Genomic DNA, 24,110 nt, shown 5'->3' with positions numbered 1-24,110 from the left:
GCGATAATGGAGCGCCGGAAGGAGTGGGGAGGCGAAGTGCTGGAGAAACTGGAGCGGGAGCTGATGCTGCTCTCGCGGCACCAGGTGCTTGCCCGGCGCGAGCGCGACCCCGAACGCCTGGAGCGGTCGGCGTACCTGCTGCTCAGCCGGATCGACACACAAGGACCCATGTCCATCGGACAGTTGGCGGAGGCCTTCGGGCTCGACACCTCGACCGTGAACCGCCAGACGGCCGCACTGCTGCGCTGCGGACTGGCCGAGCGCGCCGCGGACCCGGACGGCGGCATGGCCCGCAAGCTGCGCATCACCGTTGAAGGCGGGCGTCGGCTCGCCGAAGACCGTGAGGTCAACCGGTCCTGCCTGGCCCGGGTGGTCGCCGACTGGTCCCCTGAGGAAGTACGGCAGCTGGAGGACGTCCTGGTCCGGCTCAATCGCAGCGCCGAGGCCCTGGAAGGACGGTACTGGCCGCGCACGGAGGAAGGCGACACCCGCGCCGCATGCCACCCGCCGGTCCGGCACGAATAGGACCGGAGCCCGGCCGCTCGCCACGTCTGGGCGCCGCCCGATGCGCGGCGGCTGTTGGCCGATTCCGAGCATCGGTGTTGTCCATCCGGGCCAGGTGGCGGGTTCTGGCCGCTCTTCCGTGACTGAGCTTGTTCCGCTTTGACGGACACCTTTGGTGTGGTGGTCAGGCCGCGAGGGCGGACTCGTATTCGGCGGGACTGCGGTAGTTGAGGCTGCTGTGGAGCCGCTGCAAGTTGTACCAGCTCTCGATCCACTCGAATATGGCGGTGTGGGCAGCGGCCCGGCTGGGCCAGGGGCGGCTGTCGCCCAGCTCGTTCTTCAGGGTGGAGAAAAACGATTCCGCGAGGGCGTTGTCCCAGCATTGACCGGTGCGTCCGACCGACAGGCGAACACCGAACTCACCTGCCAGGACAGCGAGTTCATGGCTGGTGTATTGGCAGCCGCGGTCGGAGTGGAAGATCACCGGGCCGGACGGACGGCGGGTCCGGCAGGCGGTTCGCAGGGCCTCGGCGACCAGTTCGGTCCGCAGATGGTCGGCGGTGGCCCAGCCGACCACGCGCCGGGATGCAATGTCGATCACGGTGGCGAGGTAGAGCCACCCCTCGTCCGTGGCGATGTAGGTGATATCTCCGCACCATCGGGTATCCAGGGCTGCCGGGTCGGGCCGGAAGTCACGAAGGACCAGGTCAGGGCGGGTGACCGCGTGAGGGTCGGGGGTGGTGGTGCGATGCCGACGCCGTCTGTGCCGGCCGATCAGCCCTGCCTGCCTCATCAGCCGGGCCACCCGGCGACGTCCGCAGCCGGCACCTTCACTCCGCAGGACGGCGTGAACGCGTGGGGCCCCGTAGGTACCGCGGGACCGCTCATGGACGGCCGTGATCTGTTCGGTCAGCTCGGCATCCCGCACCGCCCGGGGGCCAAGAGCACCGGTGCAGCGGGTGTAGTAGGCGGTCCGGGAGACCTGGAGCAGTTCACACGCTCGTTTGACGCTGTGACCTGCGAGTTTCTCCACCTCGATGAACGGGTGCACCGTCACCGGGTCTCCTTCGCGAAGAAAGCCGTCGCACGCTTGAGGACCTCCACGTCCTCCCGCAGCCTGCGATTCTCCCGCCGCAGTGCGGCCAGCTCCTCGCGTTCACTGCTGGTCAGGCCGTCCCTCTCGCCCGCGTCGACCTCGGCCTGCTTCACCCAGTCGCGGACCGCGGTCTCGGTCAGATCGAAGTCCTTGGCGACCTGACCGACCGACCGGTCACCCCGCCGGCACAGCTCGACGATCTCGGCCTTGAACTCCGACGTGAACGAGCGCCGAGGACGCGCCTTCCTCTTCCCCATGCTCTCCATGATGAACATCATCCTTCCAGGACCGAAGCCCTGATCTCAGATGTCCGTCAAAGCGGATCAAGCCCAGACGGCTACGCCAGAAGGGCGGGCCGTGTCCGGGTCAGGCAGCCTCCGTGGAGCCGTCAGAGCAGTGCAGGGCTCCGCCGCGCACAGCCCTCGGAACGGACGGCAGTCTGGGCCTTCGCAGAAGAGCGGTCAGTTGGGCGGGAAGGATGATCCGGACCGGGGGACCGCCGTGGCGATCGCCCTGCCCTGTGTCGGGTTTCCGCGTATCGGGGGTATCTCCTTCGGGATCACGTCATGATCCCTATCACGCCGGTTCGTCGGCGGGAGGGACAGGAAGGTTCGGGACGGGGAGGCGCGGCGGTGCGAGACCAGCTTCTCGGAGGTCGTTACCGGCTGGTGCGACAGCTCGGCGAGGGCGCCATGGGGCAAGTGTGGGAGGCGCTGGACGAGACGCTGTGCCGGCCTGTCGCGGTCAAGGTGATCTCCCTGCTCGCCGGCGGTGGAAGCCGCGGCAACGAGGCGCGCGCCAGGTTCCTGCGAGAGGCACGGATCACCGCCCAGTTGCAGCATCCCAACATCGTGACCATCCACGACCTCGGCGAAGCCGGCACTGAGGACAACAAGGCGCCGTTCCTGGTGATGGAGCTGATCCGGGGCGAGGGCCTGGACGCGATGCTGCGCCGAGGCGCCGTCCCCTTGCCGGACACGGCCCGATGGGGCGCGCAGATATGCGACGCTCTGGCCGCGGCGCACGACATGGGAGTCATGCACCGGGACATCAAGCCGTCCAACATCCTCATCACTGCCTCTGGCCTGGTGAAGGTCCTCGATTTCGGTATCGCGAGGGCGGCCGACCCCTATGCGACCGCGGACCGCCTCACGCAGACGGGCTTCATCGTGGGCACGCCTCCTTACATGGCGCCCGAACAGGCGCGTGGCTTCCCGGAACCGCGCAGCGACCAGTACGCGCTCGGCTGTCTGCTCTTCGAGTTGATCACGGGCCGACTGCCGTTCCAAGCCCCCGACACGGTGGGCTACCTCTCCGCACACCTCACCCAGGAGCCGCCCGCACCCAGTTCGCTCACCACCGGCATCCCGTCCGCCTGGGACGAGCTCCTGCTGACCCTGCTGGACAAAGACCCCGACAAGCGGTACCCGAACGCCGCCGACCTTTCCCGGGCACTGCGACGACTCGACCACGCACCCGAGCTCGCGCCGCCAGAACCCGACCGCCCCCACCTGCCCACAGGGCCCGGCACGACTCCGCCACCGCCAGTGGTCTCGACCCCCGGCGCGAACAAGGTCCCCCCACGGCCGGGTGCGACATCGGCGTCTCCGGCACGCCTTCGCGTACTGCTTGTGGGCCTGGACATCGCGACGCGGTTCGTCCTTCCCGCAGTCCTGTTCTTGCTCTTCAACTGGCTGATCGCTGCCGAGAACAGATTCGGCTTGTCCGTCGCCATGGCGGTCATCTCGGTGTTGACGGCAGTACTCACATCGCGGTCCACAAAGCTGACGCGCGGGACGGGGTACGCGGCCGCAGCGGTCATCGTGGTGGGTCTCGTGGTGGATGTGATCGACAAACAAGGCTCGTGGGCTGGGGATGGCTGGTTCGACGGCGTCATGTACCGCAGCCACTACACGCTCCAGTTGCTCTTCCACGCGGTGTGTGTCCTGACCATCGCGACGTATCGCTACCGCGATGTCAAAACCCGGAGAGCCCTGTCGGACCACGGCATGTCGGACAGCGATAACACCTCGACGCCATGACGGCCGGGCTGGGGCCACTTGAGCGAGCGCCGCAGTTGGTTCTGACTGCGCTTCTGTGACAACCCGCTTGCCGTCCCTCCGAGGGCTGTGCGCGCGGAGAGCCCTGCACTGCTCAGACGGCTGCACGGAAGTTGCCTGGCCTGGACGCGTGCAGGCGCCTGAGCAGCACCGGATCTGCGCTCATATCCTGAGCTGATGCACGAGACCTCCGCCGCTCTGGCGACCGTCCGCCGGCCGCTCGCCGCGTCCGCGGAGACCGACTGGCTGAGGGAACTGGCCGCCGAGGACGGGCTCACCGGGTTCATGCCGCCGGCGCTGCCCGACGCAGCCTGGGTTGCTGTTGGAGACAACCCGCTGTCCTGTTGGAGTGGTTCATCCGTAGGATCACGTCATGACTGCCGATGCCCCGCTCACCCGAGAGTCGTTCCGGCGCCTCCAGCCGATTACCACGCCCAGGCCGGTGTCTCAGTTGCCCGATCGTCTCTGGACTGACGAGGACTGGGACCGGATCCAGCGCGGATATCGAGCCCGAGACATGGACGAGAAGTGGAACATCTTCGCCGAAGGCAATGTCCTTTTCATGCACCGGAGTTGGACCGGTCACGGCGTCTATGAGGCGTCCTTTGCCCCCGTGACTGGTGGTGGAAGGAGGATCGCCTCTGCTGTGGTGGAGGCCGATGGGGAACGCTATCGGAACATGGGCGACGAGTACGACCGTCTGATGATGGAGCTGATCATCAGTGCGATTGTCCTTGGTGAGCCAGCTGCCGACCTCCGGGCCGGTCTCGTGGAGCTGACTGCTCGGGCTTCAGGAAGGAGCGATCTTCCCTCGGGTGTGGTGCAGCACAGTGTCCTGGGATTGCGTTCTGGATCGTGAGCTCTGCCGGGCGAGTGCCGTCACGGCCTCGGGTTTTGTGACTGGATCACGCGTTGTAGGCGCAGGATCTCGCCGTGCGCGACGGCCAGTCGTTGTGCGAGTCCTTGGACGCGCTCGCGGTCGGTGGTGCTCTCACGCCGGAGGGCTTCGGTAAGGGTACGGATCACCGTGCCGTCGCCGGTTGAGGGCGCCTGCGGGGCCCTCCGGACGGCCTGTGAGCCGGGCCGGCGGCCGTGGGTACATGACTGCCGACCCGGGATCCTCAAGAGGCTCGAAAGGCTCAAAAACCTCCGGCCTGCTCCCGGGTGGCCCTGCTCGATCATCTGCGCACTGGAACCGGGCTGCAGCTCGTGGACCGCACCCCTGGACGCGTTGCGCCTTGCGCCTAGGGACGACACCGCCACCGTCACGCCCGACAGCTGCGCGAGATTGCCGGGCACCAGGTCGCGGGCGGCCCGGATGATCTCTGGACTGGCCGCGATGGGGGTGTCCGCCACCCCGGCCACGGGTGGGGGCGGCGGCCGGCGGCTCTCGCGCAGAGTCATCCCGTGTGCTCACCGCGCGGCATCCGGCTTTTGCCGGACATCTCGGGGCAGAATGCGCCTGCGGGCGTGACGAGCCGGAGTCGCATCTCGTGGGAGGTGTGATCGGGCGGCCGGATAGGCGGGCCCGACTCGGGGCGCGAGGACGTGTGTTGCGTCCGGATCTCTCGGGTCCGGATGATTCCCGCAGGCGCACCCTGAAGTTCCCGTCCAGGCGTCGGACGCCGCCACGGCTTCAACGGACGACGGGAGATTCTTTTGAGCGCCTACCCGGCGATCGCCGATCACGGGATGGTCGGTGACCTCCAGACGGCCGCGTTGGTGTCCTCCGACGGGACGATCGACTGGTGGTGCACGCCACGGTTCGATTCCCCCAGCGTGTTCGCGTCGCTGCTCGACAGCGAGCGCGGGGGGTACTGCCGGCTGGCCGCGCACCTCCCCGGCGGGCAGGAGCCGGTGGTCCGCCAGCTCTACCTTTCCGATACCGCCGTCCTGGTCACCCGCTTCATGGCGCCGGGCGGCGTCGGTGAGGTCGCCGACTTCATGACCCCCCTGACCACCGGAACCCCGACGGACCGGCACCGCCTGGTCAGGGTGGTGCGGGTGGTGCGGGGCAGCATGGACTTCCGCCTGACCTGCCGGCCGCGGTTCGACTACGGCCGCGCCTCGCACACCCTGGAGCGGACCGGGGAGGCGGCCGCGGTCTTCCACGGCCCCGGCACCGACCTGCACCTGCAGGTCACCGGCCCCTTCGTGCTCCACCCGGATGATGACGACCTCACCGCCCGCTGCACCCTCACCGCAGGGCAGACCGCCGCCGTGGTCCTGACCTCCGATGCGAGCGGCGCCGCGGCCCCGGCGGAGTCGGCACCCGAGGACATCCGGGCGGAGCTGGAGGCGTGCCGGACGTTCTGGCACGGGTGGCTGCGCTCCTCCACCTACCGCGGCCGGTGGCGCGACATCGTCAACCGCTCCGCGATCACCCTCAAGCTGCTCACCTACGCCCCCACCGGCGCGCCCATCGCCGCCGCCACCATGGGGCTGCCCGAGCAGATCGGCGGCGAACGCAACTGGGACTACCGCTACACGTGGGTCCGTGACTCCTCCCTGGCCGTCAGGGCACTGTCCGACCTCGGGTTCACCGAAGAGGCCGCAGCTTTCCGCCGATGGCTGCGCGATCGCCTGGAGGCCGGCGGCACCGCCTCGGGCGAGCCCCTTCAGATCATGTACCGCATCGACGGGGACCCCCACCTGACCGAGGAAGTCCTGGACCACCTGGAGGGCTACGAGGGCTCGGCGCCCGTGCGGGCGGGCAACGCGGCCGCCGACCAGATCCAGCTCGACATCTACGGCGAGGCCGCCGACGCCCTGGCCCAGGCCGGCGAGATGGGAGGAATCCGCGGCTGGAAGACGTTCGCCGACGTGCTGGACTGGCTCGCCGACCACTGGGACCGGCCCGACGAGGGCATCTGGGAGACCCGCGGCGGGCAGCAGGAATTCACCTACAGCCGCCTCATGACCTGGGTCGCCTTCGACCGCGGCATCAAACTCGCGACCCTCCACTCCCGGCCCGGCGACACCGCCCGCTGGGCGCAGGCGCGCGACGCCGTGTTCCGGCAGATCGTCGAACGCGGCTGGAACGAGCAGCGGCAGGCCTTCGTCCAGCACTACGCCACGGACGTCCTGGACGCCTCCTTGCTGCTGATGCCCCGCGTCGGATTCCTCTCTCCCACGGACCCGGCCTGGCTCAGCACCCTGGACGCCATGGATCAGGAGCTCGTCAGCGACAGCCTCGTCTACCGGTACAACCCCGAGGCCTCCCCGGACGGACTGCGCGGCTCCGAGGGCACCTTCAACCTCTGCAGCTTCCTCTACGTCGAGGCACTGGCCCGTTCGGGTCGCCTCCACCAGGCCCGCTACGCCTTCGACAAGATGCTGACCTACGCCAACCACGTCGGCCTGTTCGCCGAGGAGATCGGCCCGTCCGGCGAACAGATCGGCAACTTCCCCCAGGCGTTCACGCACCTCGCCCTGGTGGCCGCGGCCATCGCCCTCGACGAGCAGCTCGACAAGACGGAACGCGGCGGCACCGATGGCTGATCCCGCCCCGGCCACACCTGCCGCCCTGCGACGGGTCATCGCCCCGCTCGCCCTCGCCCAGTTCATCTGCAGCTTCGCCGGCTCCAACATGAACGTGATGATCAACGACATCAGCGAGGACCTCGACACGACCGTGCAGGGTGTCCAGGTCGCCATCACGATCTTCCTGTTGGTGATGGCCGCCCTGATGATCCCCGGCGGCAAACTGACCGACCGCTACGGCCGCAAACGGTGCCTGCTCACCGGCCTCGTCATCTACGGCGTCGGCGCACTGCTCAGCGCCGCCGCACCGGGCCTGGGCGTCCTCATCCTGGGCAACTCGATCCTCGAAGGCGTCGGCACGGCCCTGCTCATCCCGCCCGTCTACATCCTCACCACGCTGCTCTTCACGGACATGACCTCACGCGCCCGCGCATTCGGGACGATCATGGCGCTCGGAGGCATCGGCGCCGCGGCAGGCCCGCTGATCGGCGGACTCATCACCTCCGCGATCGGCTGGCGGGCCGCCTTCGTGTTCCAGGCCCTGGTGATCGTCGTGATCATCGTCCTCAGCCGCCGCATCGAGGACCCCCTCCCGCCGGACCCGACCCGCCCGTTCGACACCGTCGGCACCGTCCTGTCCGCCGTGGGCCTCGTCCTGGTCGTCACCGGCATCCTGGCCGCCGACGACAACGGCTGGCTGATGCTCGCCCTTCTCGTCCTCGGCGCGCTCTTCCTGTTCGCCTTCTTCCGCTGGGTCCGCGCCAGGGAACGTGCGGGCAAGGAACCGCTGCTCTCCACCAGTCTGTTCCGCATCCGCACCTCCAACCTCGGACTCGTCACCCAGAACACCCAGTGGCTGCTCCTCATGGGCGTGTCCTTCACGGTGGCCTCATACCTGCAGGTCGTCCGCGGCTACGACGCGATCCAGACCGGCGTGATCTTCACCGCCGCCACCCTCGGAATCCTCGTGTCCTCCCTCGCAGCCGAAAGCCTCGCCAAACGCCGAGCCCAGCGCACCCTCATCCTCACGGGATTCGCCACCACCATCGCCGGCATCGTCGTCCTGATCCTCGTGGTCGGCGGTTCCCCCAGCCCCTGGGCCTTCGCACCCGGACTGCTCCTCATCGGCCTCGGACTCGGCGTGATGCTCACCCCCTCGGTCAACATCGTCCAGTCGAGCTTCGCCGAGGACCAGCAGGGCGAGATCTCCGGCCTGTCCCGCAGCATCTCCAACCTCGGCTCCTCCCTCGGCACGGCGATCGCCGGCACCATCCTCGTCGCCGGCCTCACCAGCCACGCGTACGCCGCCGCGATGATCACCCTCGCAGCCGTCGGACTCATCGGCCTCACCGCCGCGGTGCTCCTCCCTCACGACCCGCCCCACACCCCCGCCCCCACCAGCCGGCACGGCTCACCCAACCCGGCCGGCGATGGGTGAGGGAGCGGGCGCATCCACCTGACCATGGAAGACATCGCTGGCATCCCCGTCCTGCGACTAAGCAGCGCACCTCCAGGAAGGCGCTGACCGCACTACCTCCCGAGCTCCATTGACGGGTGTGCCGGCGGCTGCGCCTGGGACGCTTTCCGCCGGGAGGCGTACGCGAATGACCAGGCGTCCCCGCTGACGCTGATCGCGGTCACGGCGAAGTCGAACCGGAGCAAGGCGGACAAGGACCCGGCGCAGTGGCTGCCGCCGGCCGGGGGCTACCACTGCCAGTACGCCGCGGAACGGGTGGCGACCACGCTGCGCTGGGACCTGGCCGCGGACGAGGAGGAGCGCGAAGCGCTGCTGGGGCTGGTGGAAGACTGCCCGGAAACCACGGTCTCCTACGAGCGCGCGCTGTAGTGAAGAGTCCGGCCTCGCCTGCCGGGTTGCTTCGGGTGCCGACGCGCAGGCCGTGCTCTTGGCCGCCTCCGTAGACGAGGGGTTCGAGGGGGGTGCCGGTGCGGATGTAGAGGGCGGCGACGCCTTTGGGCGCATACATCTTGCGGCCGACGACGGTCAGCAGGTCTACGCCCAGCTCAGCGACGTTCGTGCGGATCTTGCCGATGGCCTGGGCCGCGTCGCAGTGGAAGAGCGCGCCGTGAGCCCGGGTGATCCGGGCCAGTTCCGTGATCGGCTGGAGGGCGCCGGTCTCGTTGTCGGCCGCCATGACGGAGACGAGCACGGGGTGCTCGGTGAGGGCGGCGGCCAGGGTGGCCGGGTGGACTCGGCCTTCGTGGTCGACCGGGAGGTGGGTGACGTCCATGCCATGGAGGCGTTCCAGTGCGCGGCAGGTTTCCAGGACGCCGGGGTGTTCGGCGCTCTGCGTGACGATGCGCCGGAGGGGTTGCCGAACTGGGCGCCGAGGTAGGGGAGTGCCGTGTCGGCGACTCGGGGATCGACGGGCGTGGTGGCGTTGTAGCCGAGGTGGATAGGCCCGCCGCCCAGGGCGGGATGTGTAGGCACAGATCTTGGGGCGGGACCGGATCGAGTGGGTCCCGCTGGCGACATCCTGGGCATGGTCGGCCGCCGCGAAATTGTCAGCAGCGGCGGGCCCTGCTGGAGCTGTGTGGGGGGCACGGCCAGGCTGTGCCGCGGGCCTCTCGCACGCAGAGTTCCTCACGACGGCTTCACGGAAGCCGCACGACGGCGCGTGCGTGGAAGGGAGTGTGAAGCGCACACCCGCCGACTCGCCACGGCCGCCGACGTGCCGTCACAAACCCTTGCGCGCCCCCTGCTGAGGAAACCGCCCGTGAGGGATCCCCCTCCTCTCACCCCTGTCACCCGGGGAGCATCTCTGGATAGACATCCACATAGATCTCATTCACGGCACGCACGCGAAATATATTGCGGCGTGTGATCCAGTTATGTGGGCTTACCAAGCGGTACGGGGACAAAATCGCCGTCGACCACCTGACGTTCACCGTGCGCCCCGGCGCGGTGACCGGCTTCCTGGGCCCGAACGGCGCGGGCAAGACGACGACCATGCGCATGATGCTGGACCTGGACCGACCGACCGGTGGCAGCGTCACCATCGGCGGCAAGCGCTACAGCGACCTGCGCGAGCCGATGAAGCAGATCGGCGCGCTGCTGGACGCGAAGGCCCTTCACCCCGCCCGCACGGCCTATCACCACCTGCTGTGGCTGGCGCGCTCCAACAGGATCCCCGACCGCAGGGTCGGAGAGATCCTGGAGACAGTCGGACTCGCCGACGTGGCCCACCAGCGCGCGGGCGCCTTCTCCCTCGGCATGGGCCAGCGCCTCGGCATCGCCGCCGCACTGCTCGGTGACCCCGAGACGCTCGTGCTCGACGAGCCCGTCAACGGACTCGACCCCGAGGGCATTCTCTGGATCCGCAACCTGATGAAACAACTGGCGGCCCAGGGTCGTACGGTCTTCGTCTCCAGCCATCTCATGAGCGAGATGGCGTTGACGGCCGACCACCTGATCGTCATCGGCCGCGGCCGGCTGCTCGCCGACACCTCCACGGCGGACTTCATCGAGAACAACTCCCGTTCCGTCGTCCGGCTGCGCACCACCCAGCCGGAGCGGCTGCTCGACGTCCTCGCCGACGAGGGGATCGTGCCGGTCCTCACCGGGGACGGGGCCTTCGAGATCCAGGACGGCAACGCCGAGGTGCTGGCCGAACTCGCCGCCGCCCACCGGATCCCGCTGCTCGAGATCGGCTCGCAGCGCGCCTCGCTGGAGGAGGCGTTCATGCGGCTCACCGCGGGTTCGCTCGAGTACCGGGCCGGCGCCACTACGGACGCCCCCCTCGCCCTCTCCCGCACCGGGAAGGAGTCATGACCATGGCCGCAACCACTGCCGTCCTCTGGGCGGAGTGGACGAAGATCCGGACCATCAGCTCATCGATGTGGACGCTGACGGCCGCGTTCTTCTCGACCATCGGCCTCGGTGCGCTCCTGAGCGTCATCCTGGGCGGCGAGTTCGACACCCTCAACGCCGCGGAACAGGCCGCCTTCGACCCGGTGATGACCAGCTTCATCGGCATGGGCCTCGGTCAGCTAGCGGTGATCACCTTCGGCGTGCTGGTGGTCACCAGCGAGTACGGCACGGGGATGATCCGCACCACGCTCGCCGCCGTGCCGCAGCGCGGCCTGATGTACTTCGCCAAGGCCGCGGCCGCCGCCCTACCGGGGCTGGCCGTGGGCATGGCCACCAGCATCACGACGTTCTTCGTCGGCCAGGCGCTCCTCGGCGACCACGGCGCCTCCCTCGGCGACCCCGGGGTGCTGCGGGCGGTCACCGGCGCCGGGGTGTACCTGACGCTCATGCTGCTGTTCGCAGTCGGAGTCGCCACGATGCTGCGCAAGGCGGTGCTCTCCCTCAGCGTCCTGATGGCCTACTTCTTCATGATCGCGCCGATCTTCAACTTCGTGCCCGCGACCAGGAAGGTCGGCTACTTCTTTCCCGACCAGGCGGGCACGAGCGTCATGCAAGTGGTGCAGCAAGCGGACGGGCCGCCGTACGGCCCATGGGCAGGCCTCGCCATCATGGCGCTCTGGGCGACGGCCTCCCTGGCCGGCGGCTACTACACCCTCAAGCGCAACGACGCCTGACGATCGAAGGCCGCCCGACCAGCGCAAGCGCAGGTCGGGGGCCCTCGGTCGGCCGCGGCCCGCTCGGGGGGCGGCGGCGGGAGAGTGACCGGGTGGGTGGTGCGAGGGGACCGAGACGTTCCGTACCTGCTATCCAGACTGCGAGGTCGAGATCCAGGAGGTGCAGCTCTCCGATCCGTCGGGTCTCCGATCCGTTCGGGCCGATCCGGCGCGGCCAGGTCCACCTCCAGGTCGCGAGCACCCGGTGATCGAACCGGACATGGTGCGGCCCCCTCGTGCTCACCCAGCGCCGCGTGCTGATGGTTCCCGCAGGGCACCCCCTCGGTCGGCGCGCGGCCGTGTCACTGGGGGACCTCGCGGAGGCGACGCTGCTCCCCGTCGTCGGGGCCGTGCCGCGGTACTGGCTGGACCACCACTACCCCCGGCAGGCCCGCTGGGCAGGCCTGTCCCGCTCGGCCGGGCCAGTTCGTACTGGGCGGAACTGCTGAACCTCATCGGCGTCGGCGAGGGCGTCTCCCCGGCGAGCGAGTGCGCGGAGCGCTACTACGGTCGCCCCGACATCGCCTGGGTCCGCCTTCATTGACGCCCCTCCCGTCGAGTACGGGTTCTTGGGGCCGAAGGCCGGCGAGACCGCCCGGATCCGCGCCTTCGTTGACACCGTCCACGAGCTGCGTTGAACGTGTTCAGAAAATCTGACAGCATGGCGTCCGGAAGGGCCTGCCGGACCGGGGGGACGTCGATTCGTCTGCTTTCGGCACGAGTTGGCCATGAGATCCGGAGGTCGGTACGACATGATCATCGCCTTGCTCGTCTTCTTGTTCCTGTTGTTCCTGGGCCTGATAGTGGCCGTCGCGCCGGGCCTGCTCGTCGGGTACGCGTTCGTCGCGGTGAGCGGCAGGCTGTCGCTCACGGCGAGGGTTTCGTTGCTGGTGGCCCTGGCGATGGGTACGGCGGCGCTGTGGCTGGGCCTGGGGGAACCCGCCAGCGTCCTGCTCCCGCTGGCCATGTTGGTGTCGTTCCTCGCGACCCTCGCCTCGGGAGCCACGTTCCTCGGGCTCGAAGCCCGCAAGCGGCGCGCACCCCGCTACCCCGCCCCGGCGTGGCGGAGCTGGTAGCCGCCGCCCCCGTTTCCGTACAAGGGGTGACCACCGAGCCCGGCCGACCTCAATGCGGCCGGGCTCACACATGAGCCGACCAGCTTCGTGTGATATTCCGGTTTGATGTCAGTGGGCTGCCGGCAGTGGCAGGTCGTCAGTCAGGCACGTCTGTGCTGGTTGTATGACCAGGAGGCAGGTTCGTCTCTGACATGTGGGTGGTGTCCAGGCGTGTTGTCACTGTCATGGGGCGGTCCACCTCCGGAGAGCGGACTGTCATGGCGAACGGTGCTTCTTAGAGGTCATTTCATCCTGTTGTTTCATCCCTGGATGCGGCTTTGATGCGCTGGTGTCGGATCGCGCCACGAGATGGTGTTCTCGCCGGTGAGGCGGCGTGCCATGAGGTCGGTCATGGCGAGGTGGATCATGGCTTCGAAGCGGGCGGGCAGGGTTTCGTAGTCGCGGGCCAGGCGGCGGTGGAGCATGAGCCAGCCGTAGGTCCGTTCGACTGCCCACCGCTTCGGGATGGGGGTGGATCCCCTGGTCCCGGGCTTGCGGGCGGTGACCTCCATGTCGATGCCGAGGGTGGCGGCGTGCTCGACGAGGTGTTGGCGGTAGCCGCCGTCGACCCAGACCTTGCGGATGCCTGGGTGTTCGGCGGCGACCTGGTCGAGGAGCTGGGTGCCGGCGACGGAGTCCTGCACGCTGGCCGCGGTGACCAGCATCGCGAGCAGGAGGCCGATCGTGTCGGTGACAATGCTCCGCTTCCGTCCAACGATCTTCTTTCCGGCGTCGATGCCCTGGCTGGAGGCGGGGACGCTGGAGGATGTCTTGACGCTCTGCGCGTCGATCACACAGGCCGAAGGTTCGGCCTCCCGCCCTTCCCTCTGCCGCAGGAGTCGCCTGAGCAGGCCATTGAGCTGTGCGAACACACCTTCCTGCTGCCACTTCGCGAAGTATCCGTAGACCGTGTTCCAGTGCGGGAAGTCGTGCGGGAGGTAGCGCCACTGGACGCCGGTGCGGTCCACATACAAGATCGCGTCCATGATGCGCAGGTCGTGCTCGGGCGGACGGCCGAAGTCCAGGGCTCTGCCGCGGCGCTCGAAGCGCCAGGCCGAGAGGATCGGCTCGATCAACTCCCAGCGCGCATCGGACAGATCACTCGGATACGGGCGTCGCGTCGGCATGATCTTGACGTACCGCTCCGGGCCGAGTGCGCCCAGGCGCACGGCAACGACAACGACAACGACAACGGAGGCACACAGCCGCGAGGGTGGGGCGTCCTGGGATGAGACGGGCGCAAGCTGCATCCCGCCCCGCCTGTCACCCCACCCGACCCGCAGGCCCCAACCACATCTGCAGCCGCTTCCGTACCACAATCCCGCACTTCGGGAATCACCGCATACACGGGCAGCACAGGTGAAAACGACCTCTCAGTGAAGCTGCTGGGTGCCAACGCTGTCATGGACGAAGACGGACCGGCTGTCGGTGGAAGGGTAGCTCTCCTTCAGGGTGAAGGCCTGGGGCGTGCCGCCCGCGGGGGTGTCCGGGGCTTCGAAGTACAGGACGTAGGTCTTGGAGGTGGCCGTCTCGCTCTCCAGCTGCAGCCAGCCCACGACCCCGGCAGCCGGAAAGGTACCGGTCGCGGTGATGGTGGTCTTCGTGGTGCCCTGCTGGAGGGCGAAGGCGGCCGTGCCGAGGTCCAGACGCTTGCGGGCGCCGTCCTTCCAGCGCTGGAAGAGCGTGATCCACTCCTCCGGCCATGGGCCGCCGGTCGCTGTGGGCGGCATGTCGCTCTGCAGCCGCGCCAGGATGGTGTCGGCATTCGCCACGACGTCGTTGTAGTCCCACAGATCGAATGCGAAGCCCATGTGGGCCTTGTCGGTGGCGCGGAACATCGGCCGGATGTGGAGCTCGAACACGGGAGTGCGCATGCTAGCCGTACACCTCCATCAGAACGCTGTTGAGTGTGATCTCCCCGATCAGCTCGGGTGGCTGCTGTGGCTCACCCTCCGGCGTGGGGGAGGCCATGTACTGGAGCGTCAGCAGGTGCTCCTCGGCTTCGGCCGTGGTGGCGAGCACGGTCGTCACGTCGAAGCGTGCGGTGACCACGGTCGTGTGGTCGTGCGGCTCCGTTCCGTGTCCCGCGTGGCCGTGGTCGTGCGTGTCCGTCCCGGGGTGGCTGTGGTCGTGTCCGGGGTGTCCGGTGCCTGCGCCGTGCGGGTGGGCCTGCCACATCGCCAGGTACCCGATGTCGAAGCGCTTTGCGAACTCCTCGTCGTCGCGCCGGTATGGGACGTCGACCGGATGGAAGAACGCCCGTAGCACATAGCTCCCCGTCAGGGGGATCTTCACCCCCTCCAGGCGCAGGCCCACGCGCCCGCCCCGTGCCGCGTGCGACGCGGCCGCAGCGACGCCGAACTGCACCTGTCCCTTCTCGCGCAGCTCTGTTACGAGCCCGGCGTCGGACACCGGAGTGAGCGGGACCGTCTCCAGGATCGGAGGCGGGAGGGGGAGCGGGGTGGGCGGAGCGAGTACGTCGAACGCGGCGTTGAGCTGAGCGGTGTACTCGTACCGGTAGCCCAGCGCCAGCGTGTCGGCGAAGTCCGCGACCTTGTGTTTGGGCTGCGTCAGGAAGCCGCGCAGCTTGCTCTGCGGAGAGGTGGGGGCGGGCATGGCGTGGCGCCGCTGCCATTCGGCCCAGAGCAGGTCGATGAAGCAGTGGAAGCTGAAGTAGATCGGGTCCATCGCGGCCGTGGTCGGGTTCGACATCAGGCCGCCGATGAAGTTGGGATGCATGTAGTCGTGCGGGCCCCGCTCCAGCCGGCCCTTGTTGCCGATCGGCGAGCCCTTCACGTAGCCGGCGAACTCGGCCGGGATGCTCTCGTGGAGCACGATGTCGAGGGTGTTCGCCGGCAGCGGCGTCGACAGGTTCTCGTTACGACCGGAGTCCAGGCCGGGCTGCGAGAACGCGGCCGGGAACTTGCCCGTCGCCTGTGGGTGGATCCAGTCCCAGTACGGCACGGTGACATTCGCCGTTCTCGGTGGGTCCGCCGCCTGCAGCAGCTGCTCGTAGTAGTGCAGGTGAGCCCGGTGCCACGGCAGGAACAGGTCGCTGCCGTGTTCGCACGGGCCGACGGACCCGTCGTTGTGGAGCGCGGCCTGGAAGTCGTACCCGCTCACGTCGTCCGGATCGGCGGCCGAGCGTGCGCGCAGGATGTCGATCGCATGGATGTAGTCGCTCAGCTCGCTCGGGCTCAGGGAGTTGATGTCCCGTCGGCTTCTGACCATCGCTCCACCTTCGGTTCGGCTCTCCCTATACGTATCAGCAGGAGCGCTGTGGCGCGCGTCACAGTTGTGGTGTGTCCGTGTGGAGAGGTGTCGGGGGCTGTGGCCCTATGAGTTTGGTCAAGCTGTTCGGGTGGTCACGCCGGCCCTGCGGCGGGCGAGGCAGAGCAGGGCTCGGGTGTGGTGCTTGCCCCGGCTGATCTTCTTGTCGTAGTAGGCCCTGGAGGAAGGGTCGGCGAGGGCGGCGAAGGCGGACCGCGATCCGCAGCGAACCGGCGAGGAGAAAAGCACTCGAACGGGCGCTCTTTCAGGATTTTGGAAAGAGGGTGGGCCTCTCCAGCCATTCCTCGATGCGCCCAGCCAGGAGTTTGCGCTGGTCAAGGACGGCGGCGAGGGATCCGACCAGGCTCGGGACGATCAGGGCGGCTGCTCTCGGTGCCAGGCAATTCCACGGTTTGTTCGTCCAGGGCGGTGGAGATGTCTTCGATCAGGCGCTCGGCCATCCGCGGTGCTTTCGTCCGCAGCAGCGTGACCAGCTGGCGTCGGCCAGCTTTGCGGATCTGGGCCGGTGACCCGAACCGTTCGAGCAGGGCCAGGACGGCGGGGTGCTGCAACCGCAGCTGCAGTACTCGTTCCAGGAACGGATGGATCTGGGTGAGCAGGCCGGTGGAGGTGGTTCGCGACCCGGGTGGCTTCGCCGGTCAGGTCGTCGTCGAACCCGACGATCATCTCCAGCTCGGCGACCGCTTCGTCTTCGAGAGCGGTGGCCCGCAGCGTGTGGGGCATCGCGCGGGCGGCGTCCGCGATGATGAACGCGTCCTTCGCGTCAGTCTTGGCCTCGCCGGGGGAGAGGTCGGCGATCTGCCCCTCGTTAGTCCGGGCAGGTAGGCGACCGGGCAGCCCATGTCCCGGGCCACTGCCAGGGGCAGGGCCCCGATCGAGGCTAGCTGGTCGACGACGACCAGTGCGGTTCCGTGCGTGGCCTGGAACTTCGCAAAGAGCTCACGGAGTTTGGGCTCGGTGTCGGGCAGGAGTTTGTCGAACGCGCTTTTGCCCGCCGGTGTGACGGTGGTGGCGTGGTGTTCGCCCTTGCCGCCGTCCCCCGGACCATGGTTAACGAGGGGGGAGTTATGCCGGGCCCGGGAGCTGGTAGCCCCGTTGCGGAGCCAACGAAGACGGTAACGGGGGGGCGAGCCAAGGTGGGTTCGTGGTCGCGGGCTTCGAGGCGGCCTGCCCCGATCGGGTGAACCGTCCGGGGGCTCGCCCGCACCTCGCCCGCCCGGCGTGCCGGACGGATAGCGTTTCATCCTGTCTGTATACAAATGAGGCAGGTGTGGCATGACCCAGGTCCTTGAGTATGAGAGCAACGCCATCGTCGAGCTGCTGGGCGTTCTCCCGGCGGACCGCGATGCGGAGTGGCTGAAGAACTCCCTTCAGCAGGCGATCATGGTGGAGATCGCGACCATCGGTCCGTACGCGAGTGCCCTGTGGTCGATCAAGGAATCGAACGCGACGGTTGCCAAGAGCATCCGGGAGATCATCTTCGATGAGATGACCCATATGGGACTGGTGTGCAACATGCTCACCGCCATCGGAGGGACGCCGGTCCTCGCCGATCCCAAGGTGGTGCCGAAGTACGAGCACGCGCTGCCGGGGGGCGTGCGGCCCGAACTCATCGTCTTCCTGGAGGGGTTGACCAAGGACTCGGTCGAAATGTTCTCCGAGATCGAGCGCCCGGATCACCCGGTCGCCCAGTTCGGGACCTTCGCCACCATCGGGGCCTTCTATACCGCGATCGAAGAGGCCTTCGAGGCGCACCAGCACCTGATCAGCGGCGACCGGCAGATCGACTTCTCCCTCGAGAGCCACGGCCAGGGCAACAAGATCGTTCCGCTCGACAGCATCGAGAAGGTGCGAGCCGCGATCGAGATCATCAGGGAGCAGGGCGAGGGCACCTCCGCCTCACCCGAGAACCCCTTCCCCGGCAAGCCCGGCGAGCTGGCGCACTTCTATGTGTTCCGGGAGATGTTCCGCGGCAAGAAGCTGATCAAGGTGTCGGAGAATCCGGCCGTCTGGGACTTCAAGGGCGACGATGTCCCGCTGCCCCCGGCCTTCCCCATGGGGCGGGTGCCCGAGGGCGGTTGGGTCAACGGCGGGCTGAACGCGCCCACGCCCGAGGTTCAGCAGGTGCTCGCAGCGTTCAACACACATTTCAGCGAAATGCTGCGGGCGCTGGAGGCAGCCTGGCTGACGGGTGACTCGGACATGCTGTTCCCGGCGATCGGCCACATGGGCGGGATGCGCACCGAGGCGCGGAAGCTCGTTCAGCTGGAGCTGCCCGACGGCAGCGGGAAGACATACGGGCCGGAGTTCCTGTACGTCGAGGAGTGAGAGGTCGCTTTCTCCCAGTGCTTTATCGCGGAATCAGGTGTTTGGCCTGTGGTGTCGGATCGCGTCAGTGACGGTGCTCGCCGGTGAGGCGGCGTGCCATCAGGCGGTCATGGCAACGTGGATCGCGGCTTCGGAGAGGGCTGGAAGGGTCTCGTAGTCCCGGGCCAGGCGGTGGCGGAGCATGAGCCAGCCGTAGTTCCGTTCGACTGCCCAGCGTTTCGGGATCGGGGTGAGGCCCCAGGGCGCTGTTGTTCACCCCGGCCGGGCCGGGCGGCCGGGTGCTGTTGCAGACCCGGCGCGGGTCGATGATCCAGGACCGGTTCCCCGACCTGGTGGCGGCCGCCGAGCAGCTGCCGAGCAGCTGCCGAGCAGCTGCCGCACGGCCTGGTCCTCGACGGCGAGCTACTGGTCTGGGATGCCGAGGCGGGCCGGCTGTCGTTTGAGTCGCTGCAGCGCCGGGCCGCCGCCCGCCGCGGCGCCCCCGCCCTGGCCGCCCGCTGGCCGGCCTACCTCGTCGCGTTCGACGTCCTGCAACAAGACGGAGAAGAGCAGCTGAACCGCCCCTACGCCGAACGCCGCGCCCGGCTGGAGGGCCTGTTCACCGATCACCGGCTGACGGCCCCTTGGATGCTCTGCCCCATGACGACAGACCTGGCCAAGGCCCGGGAGTGGCTGGAGTCCTGGACCGAGGTGTCCGGCGTCGAGGGCCTGTTGTGGACAGGGTTCGCGGCTGACCGCTTGACCGGGTTCAGCCGATTGCAGCGGGGCCGGGCGGCCGGGCCCTGTCGTCAGCGGGCTCCGGCACCCTCCGGATCCGGGGTGGGCGGCGGGTTGTGGCAGGTCACGTCCTTCGCGGGCAGTCGTCCCGTCGACAGGTACGCGTTGACGGGTATGTTGGCGCAGGCCGTGGGGTTGGAGAGATACACACCATGCCCCTCACCCCCCAGCGCCAGCACCATCCGCGACCCCTTGAGCGCCTGGTGCAGCCCCTGGCCGGTGCTGAGCGGGGTCATCGGATCCCACTCGTTCTGCACGGTCAGGACATCGGCCCGGGTCTTCATGGGCGTGGCGGGCTCCAGCGGCCGCTGCCAGAAGGCGCACGGTTTGATGTTCGACGCGAAGTCCCCGTACAGGGGGTGCTTCACCTTGTCCCGCGCCGCGTCCCGCGCGTACTGCTCCGGATCGCGGGGCCAGCTGTCCGTGTCCCCGCACACCACGGCCCAGTACACGGCGGTGGCGTTGCTGGCGGGAACGGCGTCCGGACCTTCCGACGCCCCTCCCGCGTCGACGTCCGGGCCGGCGGCCCGGACGCCGCCGAGCGGTGACTGCGCGCCGGGCCCCTTCCTGTCGGCGCCCTTCCCGCTCGCGCCCGGAGCGGTGCCACCCGGAGCCATGCCGCCCGGAGCGGTGCCACCCGGCGGCTGGGGCGCCTTGTCGGCCGATGCCTTGATGGACTTGACGACGACCGAGGCACCGTGGGGATCGAAGAAGAGCGACGGGTCGGCCCTGATGTAGTCACCCGTCACCTTCTCCCCGTAGTGGATGATCGGGTCCCGGTCGGCCCGCGCCACCAGCGCCCAGAAGGTGGCCGAGACCGCCTCGGGTGTGGCGCCGAGCCCATAAGTGTCCGAGCGCTCCGCCGCCCACCGCGTCCACCGCTCGAAGGCGGGCTCGGCTCCGGTCCCCCACGCCTGGATCATGCCGCGCCAGACGCGCCCCGGGTCCACGCCGCTGTCCAGGACGAACCGGTCGGTGCGCTCCGGGAACATCTGGGAGTACACCGCGCCGAGGTACGTCCCGTATGAGTAGCCCAGGTACGAGACCGTCCGCTCCCCCAGTGCGGCGCGGATGACGTCCATGTCGCGCGCCGTGTTGCGGGTGGTGATGTACGGAATCACATCGCCCGACTTCTCACGGCACTTGTCGGCGATTCCGCGCGCCCAGGACACGTCCGAGGCGAAGGTCTCGGGCCGGTAGGCCCCGCCGACGCCCACCTCCGCTTCACTCAGATCACCACAGCCGATCGGGCTGCTCTCGCCGACGCCGCGCGGGTCGAAGCCGACGAGGTCGTAGCGGTCGCGGACGTCCTTGGGCATCTCGGCATTCGTCCGTATCGGCCGGTAGAGCCCCGAGGTCCCGGGGCCGCCGGGGTTGAGGAGGAGGACGCCACGCCGCTTGGCGGGGTTCTCGCTCTTCATCCGGGATATGGCGAGGTTCAGGGTGCGCCCTTCGGGACGCTGGTAGTCGAGCGGCACCTTGAGGGTGGCGCACTCGTACGCCGCCGGCCGATCGGGGCTGCAGCGGTGCCAGGCCGGCGTCTGTCGCAGGTACGCGGGGGTCGGGGCGGCGGAGGCCGATGGCGTCGCCAGCCCGGGAAGGGCGGCGGCGAGGAGTCCGGCGGTGGAGAGCAGCCGTGGGAGACGTTTCATGCGCGTGGTCACGTTCCTTCGTCGGGTGAAATCGCTTGCGCCTCCACTGTGTTGGACGAGCAGGTCAGACCGGATCCCTCCCAAGAACGGATCTTCCGTCCCCCGCGCGTACCACCTGAAATCCGGACACGTGGCCGAGACTCATCCTCAAGATCCCCGTATCCGCCGGGGCTTCCGGGACGGACCCGCCCGTCCACTCGTAGTCCCCTCCCCCTTAGGGAGGACAACCGACGACAACTAGCGACAAGGGATCTTGTGGACAGGGTTCGCGGCTGACCGCTTGACCGGGTTCAGCCGATTGCGGGGCGCCATCCCGGCCTGGGACTGGTAGGCCCGCATGGTCAGGAGTCGCGTATGCGCAGGAGCTGTCGGCCGATCGTCACCCTGTGTCGATGCCCTGCGGCATGATGATCGGCGTGAGCACCGAGAGACTGGATGTCTGGCAGCAGCTTCTCGCCGACCCTCGCAAGTCGTTGGTGCTGTTCGAGCATGGCACCTGTGTCGTGCTGACCGCTCCGGACGGGCAGCTTGCCGAACACGCCACCGACCTCCTGAAGAAGTTCGGCCCGGCGCACGCCGGATCTTCGGCAGGAGACTTTGAGGTGATCGACCTCAAGGACGTCGCGGGATGGGTCGTCACCGGTCATCACAGCGACGTCCTTACCTATGTCGGCCCCGATGAGCCGCAGGACCAGTCACACATCGCTGTAGGGCTGTTCGGACGTTCCAAGCGCCACCGGGACGGCACCGAGCTTCACGTCGTCCACGTTGAGGACGAACGAGGCTCGGCGGGCCCAGCCTGAGTACCACGCTTCGAGTGGATCGGGGACCTGCAATCCCTCGGTGAGGATGGGCAGCCGGTCAAACGGCAAACTGAGCGGTCAGCGTGGCCGCCGGGGTAGTGGGGCGATGGAGCGTGCTTCGTGCAGTGCGGTTCGCAACCGGTCGTTGTCCACGGTGAGGCGCTGAATGGCGGCGATGGCGAGTTCGAGCGGCTCGGCGAGCTCGCGTTTGTCGCGGCGCAGGCGGGCATTGTCGGCCTTCACAGCGGTGAAGTTGTCGACGGCCTCCGCCGCGATGCGCGCGCCCTGGCTGTGGTGACGATGCAGAACATCGTCCACCGAGTGGACCGCACGATGCTGGAATCTGCGCGCAGACCGCGGTGAACCTCGGCGGCCAGCTGGGCTACGTCTTCGTCTGCCGCGAAGCTGCCTGCCTCAGAGACTGAGCGCATCGCACCGCAGTCGACGCTCCGTCAGCCGCCTGCCAGGGCCGACGGAGGCTGTCGCCGGCTTCGGTTCCGATGGTCCTACCGGGGCCTTGCTTCCGGAGAATGCCTTCACGGCACGATGTACGCGTCCTGGAGGCACGCTCACACGTCGCGGCGCCTGACGACGAGCACGGCGAGTGCGACCGTGATCAGCGGCCAGAGCGCGTACACGATCCAGGAGCCGGGGACCGTGGCGGTGTAGCCCAGAGAACCGGGATCCGGCTCCCAGCTCTGGACCAGGCGCTTCCAGGCCGCCGACACCATCGCGTGGTTGATGTCCGCCGACCAGCGATCGCTCTCCGAGAACATGGGCGGCAGCATGAGCAGGGTCAAGACGCTGGTGACCATGGTCGCAGCGCTGTGCCGGAGCAGGACGCCGAAGCCCAGCCCGATCAGTGCGCAGACCGGGGCCAGCAGGGCGGATGCCACCAGCGCCCGGAACACCCCGGGGTGAGTGAGTGGGACCCCGGCGTGCCGACCGCTGAGGATGGCCTGGGAGACCAGGAAGGAACCGGTGGAGATGACCGTGCCGACCGCGGTCCACAGCGCGGCGGTGACGGCCGCCTTGGCCAGCACCACCGAGCCGCGGGCGGGGACGGCCACGGTGGTGGTGCGGATCAGGCCGCTGCTGTACTCGCTCACCACGGTGAGGGCGCCCATGGTGCCGGCGACGAGCATCAGCGTCCAGTAGCCGGCCGGCGGATAGGCGTCGTAGGGCAGGAAGTCAGCGGGGCCGGAACGGGCGGCGTTGTCCGCGAGCGTGGCCACGGCGGAGGACCCGATGACGAACAGGACGGTGAGGGCGATCGTCCATGGCGTGGAGCGCAGGGACCGCATCTTGATCCACTCGGAGGCGAGCAGGTCGCGGAAGCGGGCGGGTGGCCCGGCGAGGGGCGCGGCCGAGGCGGTCGGGGAGACGGAGGCGAGTGTGGTCATCGGGGCTGTCCTGCCTGGTATTCGACGCTGTCGGCGGTGAGTTCCATGAAGGCCGCCTCCAGTGAGGCGGTGTGGGTGGTCAGCTCGTCCACGCGGATGCGGTTCTCGAAGGCGAGCGCTCCGATGCGGTCCGCCGGGAGCCCGGTCACGGCGAGTTTCTCGGCGCCCGCCGAGCCTTCCGGCTCGACCGTGGCGCCCGCCGCGGTCAGCACGGCTGCCAGCTCGGCGGCCTGTGGTGTCGCGACCACGACGCTGCGGCGGGTGCCGCGGGCCGCGAAGTCCCGTAGCGACTCGGCGGCGATGAGGCGGCCCCGGCCGATGACTACCAGCTGGTCGGCGGTGTTCTCCATCTCCGACATCAGGTGGCTGGAGAGGAAGACCGTACGCCCCTCGGCGGCCAGGCGCCGGAAGAGCCGGCGTACCCAGAGCACGCCCTCCGGGTCCATGCCGTTGATCGGCTCGTCGAACATGAGCACGGGCGGGTCGCCGAGCAGGGCGGTGGCGATCCCCAGCCGCTGCTTCATGCCGAGGGAGAATCCGCCGATGCGACGGCCCGCCGCCCCGGCCAGCCCCACTTCCTGGAGCACCTCGTCCACCCGGCGCCGCGGGATGCCGTTGCTGCGGGCCAGGGCGGACAGGTGGGCGGCGGCGCTGCGGCCGCCGTGGACCTGTCCGGCGTCGAGGAGGGCGCCGACGTGCCGCAGTCCGCGCGGGTGGTGGTGGAACGGGACGCCGCTGACAGTGGCGGAGCCGGTGGTGGGCGCGTCCAGGCCGAGGATCATCCGCAGGGTGGTGGACTTGCCGGCTCCGTTGGGGCCGAGGAATCCGGTGACCTGGCCCGGCCGCACGGTGAAGGACAGATGGTCGACGGCCGTCTTGCTGCCGTAGCGCTTGGTGAGTTCGTTGACTTCGATCACGGCACCCACACTGCCGAGAGGACCCCGTCCGGACATGGGGCCGTGGGAGGCAATCGTGCGGCCGGGTTGGCCCGTGGGC

At 68.8% G+C, this 24,110-nt stretch carries 19 protein-coding genes and 5 pseudogenes; 12 read left to right on the top strand and 12 right to left on the bottom strand.

Annotated elements, in window-relative coordinates:
• Positions 1-6 precede the first annotated feature (6 nt).
• On the top strand, positions 7-525 hold the full coding sequence (locus ACFCZ1_RS04255; protein WP_376676820.1) for a MarR family winged helix-turn-helix transcriptional regulator: 519 nt from the start codon (positions 7-9) through the stop codon (positions 523-525).
• A gap of 163 nt (positions 526-688) precedes the next feature.
• Here the strand turns inward: ACFCZ1_RS04255 and ACFCZ1_RS04250 are convergent, their stop codons facing one another.
• Positions 689-1,561, bottom strand: coding sequence for an IS3 family transposase (locus tag ACFCZ1_RS04250; RefSeq protein ID WP_376676819.1), 873 nt, complete (start codon positions 1,559-1,561; stop codon positions 689-691).
• Complete coding sequence (locus ACFCZ1_RS04245) at positions 1,558-1,857, bottom strand: transposase (protein ID WP_376676818.1); 300 nt, start codon at positions 1,855-1,857, stop codon at positions 1,558-1,560. Before ACFCZ1_RS04245 ends, ACFCZ1_RS04250 begins: the two co-directional genes overlap by 4 nt.
• A gap of 375 nt (positions 1,858-2,232) precedes the next feature.
• Between ACFCZ1_RS04245 and ACFCZ1_RS04240 the strand changes: the two genes are divergently transcribed.
• The 5 genes and pseudogenes from ACFCZ1_RS04240 (at position 2,233) to ACFCZ1_RS04220 (ending at position 8,581) form a co-directional block, all read left to right on the top strand.
• Complete coding sequence (locus tag ACFCZ1_RS04240) at positions 2,233-3,642, top strand: serine/threonine-protein kinase (protein ID WP_376676817.1); 1,410 nt, start codon at positions 2,233-2,235, stop codon at positions 3,640-3,642.
• A gap of 391 nt (positions 3,643-4,033) precedes the next feature.
• A complete protein-coding gene (locus ACFCZ1_RS04235; protein ID WP_376676816.1) occupies positions 4,034-4,519 on the top strand; it encodes a hypothetical protein in 486 nt (161 codons plus the stop codon).
• Positions 4,520-4,813: 294 nt separating this feature from the next.
• Positions 4,814-5,001: pseudogene (locus ACFCZ1_RS04230) on the top strand (transposase); the annotation flags it as partial.
• A 318-nt stretch (positions 5,002-5,319) separates the two neighbouring features.
• Positions 5,320-7,161 carry a glycoside hydrolase family 15 protein gene (locus tag ACFCZ1_RS04225; RefSeq protein ID WP_376676815.1) on the top strand — a complete coding sequence of 614 codons (1,842 nt, stop codon included), beginning with the start codon at positions 5,320-5,322 and terminating at the stop codon, positions 7,159-7,161.
• Complete coding sequence (locus ACFCZ1_RS04220; protein WP_376676814.1) at positions 7,154-8,581, top strand: MFS transporter; 1,428 nt, start codon at positions 7,154-7,156, stop codon at positions 8,579-8,581. Before ACFCZ1_RS04225 ends, ACFCZ1_RS04220 begins: the two co-directional genes overlap by 8 nt.
• Positions 8,582-9,110: 529 nt before the next feature.
• Here ACFCZ1_RS04220 and ACFCZ1_RS04215 read toward each other — a convergent pair.
• Positions 9,111-9,749, bottom strand: a pseudogene (locus ACFCZ1_RS04215) (aminotransferase class V-fold PLP-dependent enzyme); the annotation flags it as partial.
• Between the two features lie 233 nt (positions 9,750-9,982).
• On the opposite strand from ACFCZ1_RS04215, the gene ACFCZ1_RS04210 reads away from it, so the two are divergent.
• The 3 genes from ACFCZ1_RS04210 to ACFCZ1_RS04200 all read left to right on the top strand — a co-directional run bounded on the left by ACFCZ1_RS04210 (position 9,983) and on the right by ACFCZ1_RS04200 (position 12,821).
• The gene (locus tag ACFCZ1_RS04210; protein ID WP_376676813.1) at positions 9,983-10,933 is read left to right on the top strand and encodes an ABC transporter ATP-binding protein; all 951 of its coding nucleotides are present in this window, start codon (positions 9,983-9,985) and stop codon (positions 10,931-10,933) included.
• 2 nt (positions 10,934-10,935) lie between these two features.
• Positions 10,936-11,706: an ABC transporter permease gene (locus ACFCZ1_RS04205; protein WP_376676812.1), complete on the top strand. Its 771-nt coding sequence runs from the start codon at positions 10,936-10,938 to the stop codon at positions 11,704-11,706.
• A 791-nt stretch (positions 11,707-12,497) separates the two neighbouring features.
• Positions 12,498-12,821, top strand: a complete 324-nt coding sequence (locus ACFCZ1_RS04200) for a hypothetical protein (protein WP_376676811.1) — start codon at positions 12,498-12,500, stop codon at positions 12,819-12,821.
• A gap of 299 nt (positions 12,822-13,120) precedes the next feature.
• Here the strand turns inward: ACFCZ1_RS04200 and ACFCZ1_RS04195 are convergent, their stop codons facing one another.
• The 4 genes and pseudogenes from ACFCZ1_RS04195 to ACFCZ1_RS04180 all read right to left on the bottom strand — a co-directional run.
• Positions 13,121-13,987, bottom strand: a complete 867-nt coding sequence (locus ACFCZ1_RS04195; RefSeq protein WP_376677097.1) for an IS5 family transposase — start codon at positions 13,985-13,987, stop codon at positions 13,121-13,123.
• A 246-nt stretch (positions 13,988-14,233) separates the two neighbouring features.
• The gene (locus ACFCZ1_RS04190; protein ID WP_376676810.1) at positions 14,234-14,734 is read right to left on the bottom strand and encodes a hypothetical protein; all 501 of its coding nucleotides are present in this window, start codon (positions 14,732-14,734) and stop codon (positions 14,234-14,236) included.
• 1 nt (position 14,735) lies between these two features.
• Positions 14,736-16,091: a tyrosinase family protein gene (locus ACFCZ1_RS04185; RefSeq protein ID WP_376676809.1), complete on the bottom strand. Its 1,356-nt coding sequence runs from the start codon at positions 16,089-16,091 to the stop codon at positions 14,736-14,738.
• 117 nt (positions 16,092-16,208) lie between these two features.
• Positions 16,209-17,188 (bottom strand): annotated as a pseudogene (locus tag ACFCZ1_RS04180) (IS110 family transposase); the annotation flags it as partial.
• Positions 17,189-17,426: 238 nt separating this feature from the next.
• On the opposite strand from ACFCZ1_RS04180, the gene ACFCZ1_RS04175 reads away from it, so the two are divergent.
• Positions 17,427-18,479: a ferritin-like protein gene (locus ACFCZ1_RS04175; RefSeq protein WP_376676808.1), complete on the top strand. Its 1,053-nt coding sequence runs from the start codon at positions 17,427-17,429 to the stop codon at positions 18,477-18,479.
• Positions 18,480-18,543: 64 nt separating this feature from the next.
• On the opposite strand, the pseudogene ACFCZ1_RS04170 reads toward ACFCZ1_RS04175, so the two are convergent.
• Positions 18,544-18,695, bottom strand: a pseudogene (locus ACFCZ1_RS04170) (transposase); the annotation flags it as partial.
• Positions 18,696-18,851: 156 nt separating this feature from the next.
• Between ACFCZ1_RS04170 and ACFCZ1_RS04165 the strand changes: the two are divergent.
• A pseudogene (locus ACFCZ1_RS04165) lies at positions 18,852-19,130 on the top strand (ATP-dependent DNA ligase); the annotation flags it as partial.
• A 137-nt stretch (positions 19,131-19,267) separates the two neighbouring features.
• On the opposite strand, the gene ACFCZ1_RS04160 reads toward ACFCZ1_RS04165, so the two are convergent.
• A complete protein-coding gene (locus ACFCZ1_RS04160) occupies positions 19,268-20,908 on the bottom strand; it encodes an alpha/beta fold hydrolase (RefSeq protein ID WP_376676807.1) in 1,641 nt (546 codons plus the stop codon).
• A 407-nt stretch (positions 20,909-21,315) separates the two neighbouring features.
• On the opposite strand from ACFCZ1_RS04160, the gene ACFCZ1_RS04155 reads away from it, so the two are divergent.
• Positions 21,316-21,711 carry a hypothetical protein gene (locus ACFCZ1_RS04155; protein WP_376677096.1) on the top strand — a complete coding sequence of 132 codons (396 nt, stop codon included), beginning with the start codon at positions 21,316-21,318 and terminating at the stop codon, positions 21,709-21,711.
• Between the two features lie 78 nt (positions 21,712-21,789).
• Here ACFCZ1_RS04155 and ACFCZ1_RS04150 read toward each other — a convergent pair whose 3' ends face one another.
• From ACFCZ1_RS04150 to ACFCZ1_RS04140, 3 genes are all read right to left on the bottom strand, one after another.
• Positions 21,790-22,029, bottom strand: coding sequence for a hypothetical protein (locus ACFCZ1_RS04150; RefSeq protein ID WP_376676806.1), 240 nt, complete (start codon positions 22,027-22,029; stop codon positions 21,790-21,792).
• A gap of 251 nt (positions 22,030-22,280) precedes the next feature.
• Positions 22,281-23,114, bottom strand: a complete 834-nt coding sequence (locus ACFCZ1_RS04145; RefSeq protein ID WP_376676805.1) for an ABC transporter permease — start codon at positions 23,112-23,114, stop codon at positions 22,281-22,283.
• On the bottom strand, positions 23,111-24,031 hold the full coding sequence (locus tag ACFCZ1_RS04140; RefSeq protein WP_376676804.1) for an ATP-binding cassette domain-containing protein: 921 nt from the start codon (positions 24,029-24,031) through the stop codon (positions 23,111-23,113). The genes ACFCZ1_RS04145 and ACFCZ1_RS04140 overlap by 4 nt, the downstream gene beginning before the upstream one ends.
• Positions 24,032-24,110: the final 79 nt, after the last annotated feature.

Origin of the sequence: Streptomyces sp. NPDC056224, assembly GCF_042267665.1 — a bacterium.
Lineage (GTDB): Bacteria > Actinomycetota > Actinomycetes > Streptomycetales > Streptomycetaceae > Streptomyces.
The sequence above is the reverse complement of the archived record's forward strand: the minus strand, read 5'-3'. Positions and strand labels throughout refer to the sequence as shown.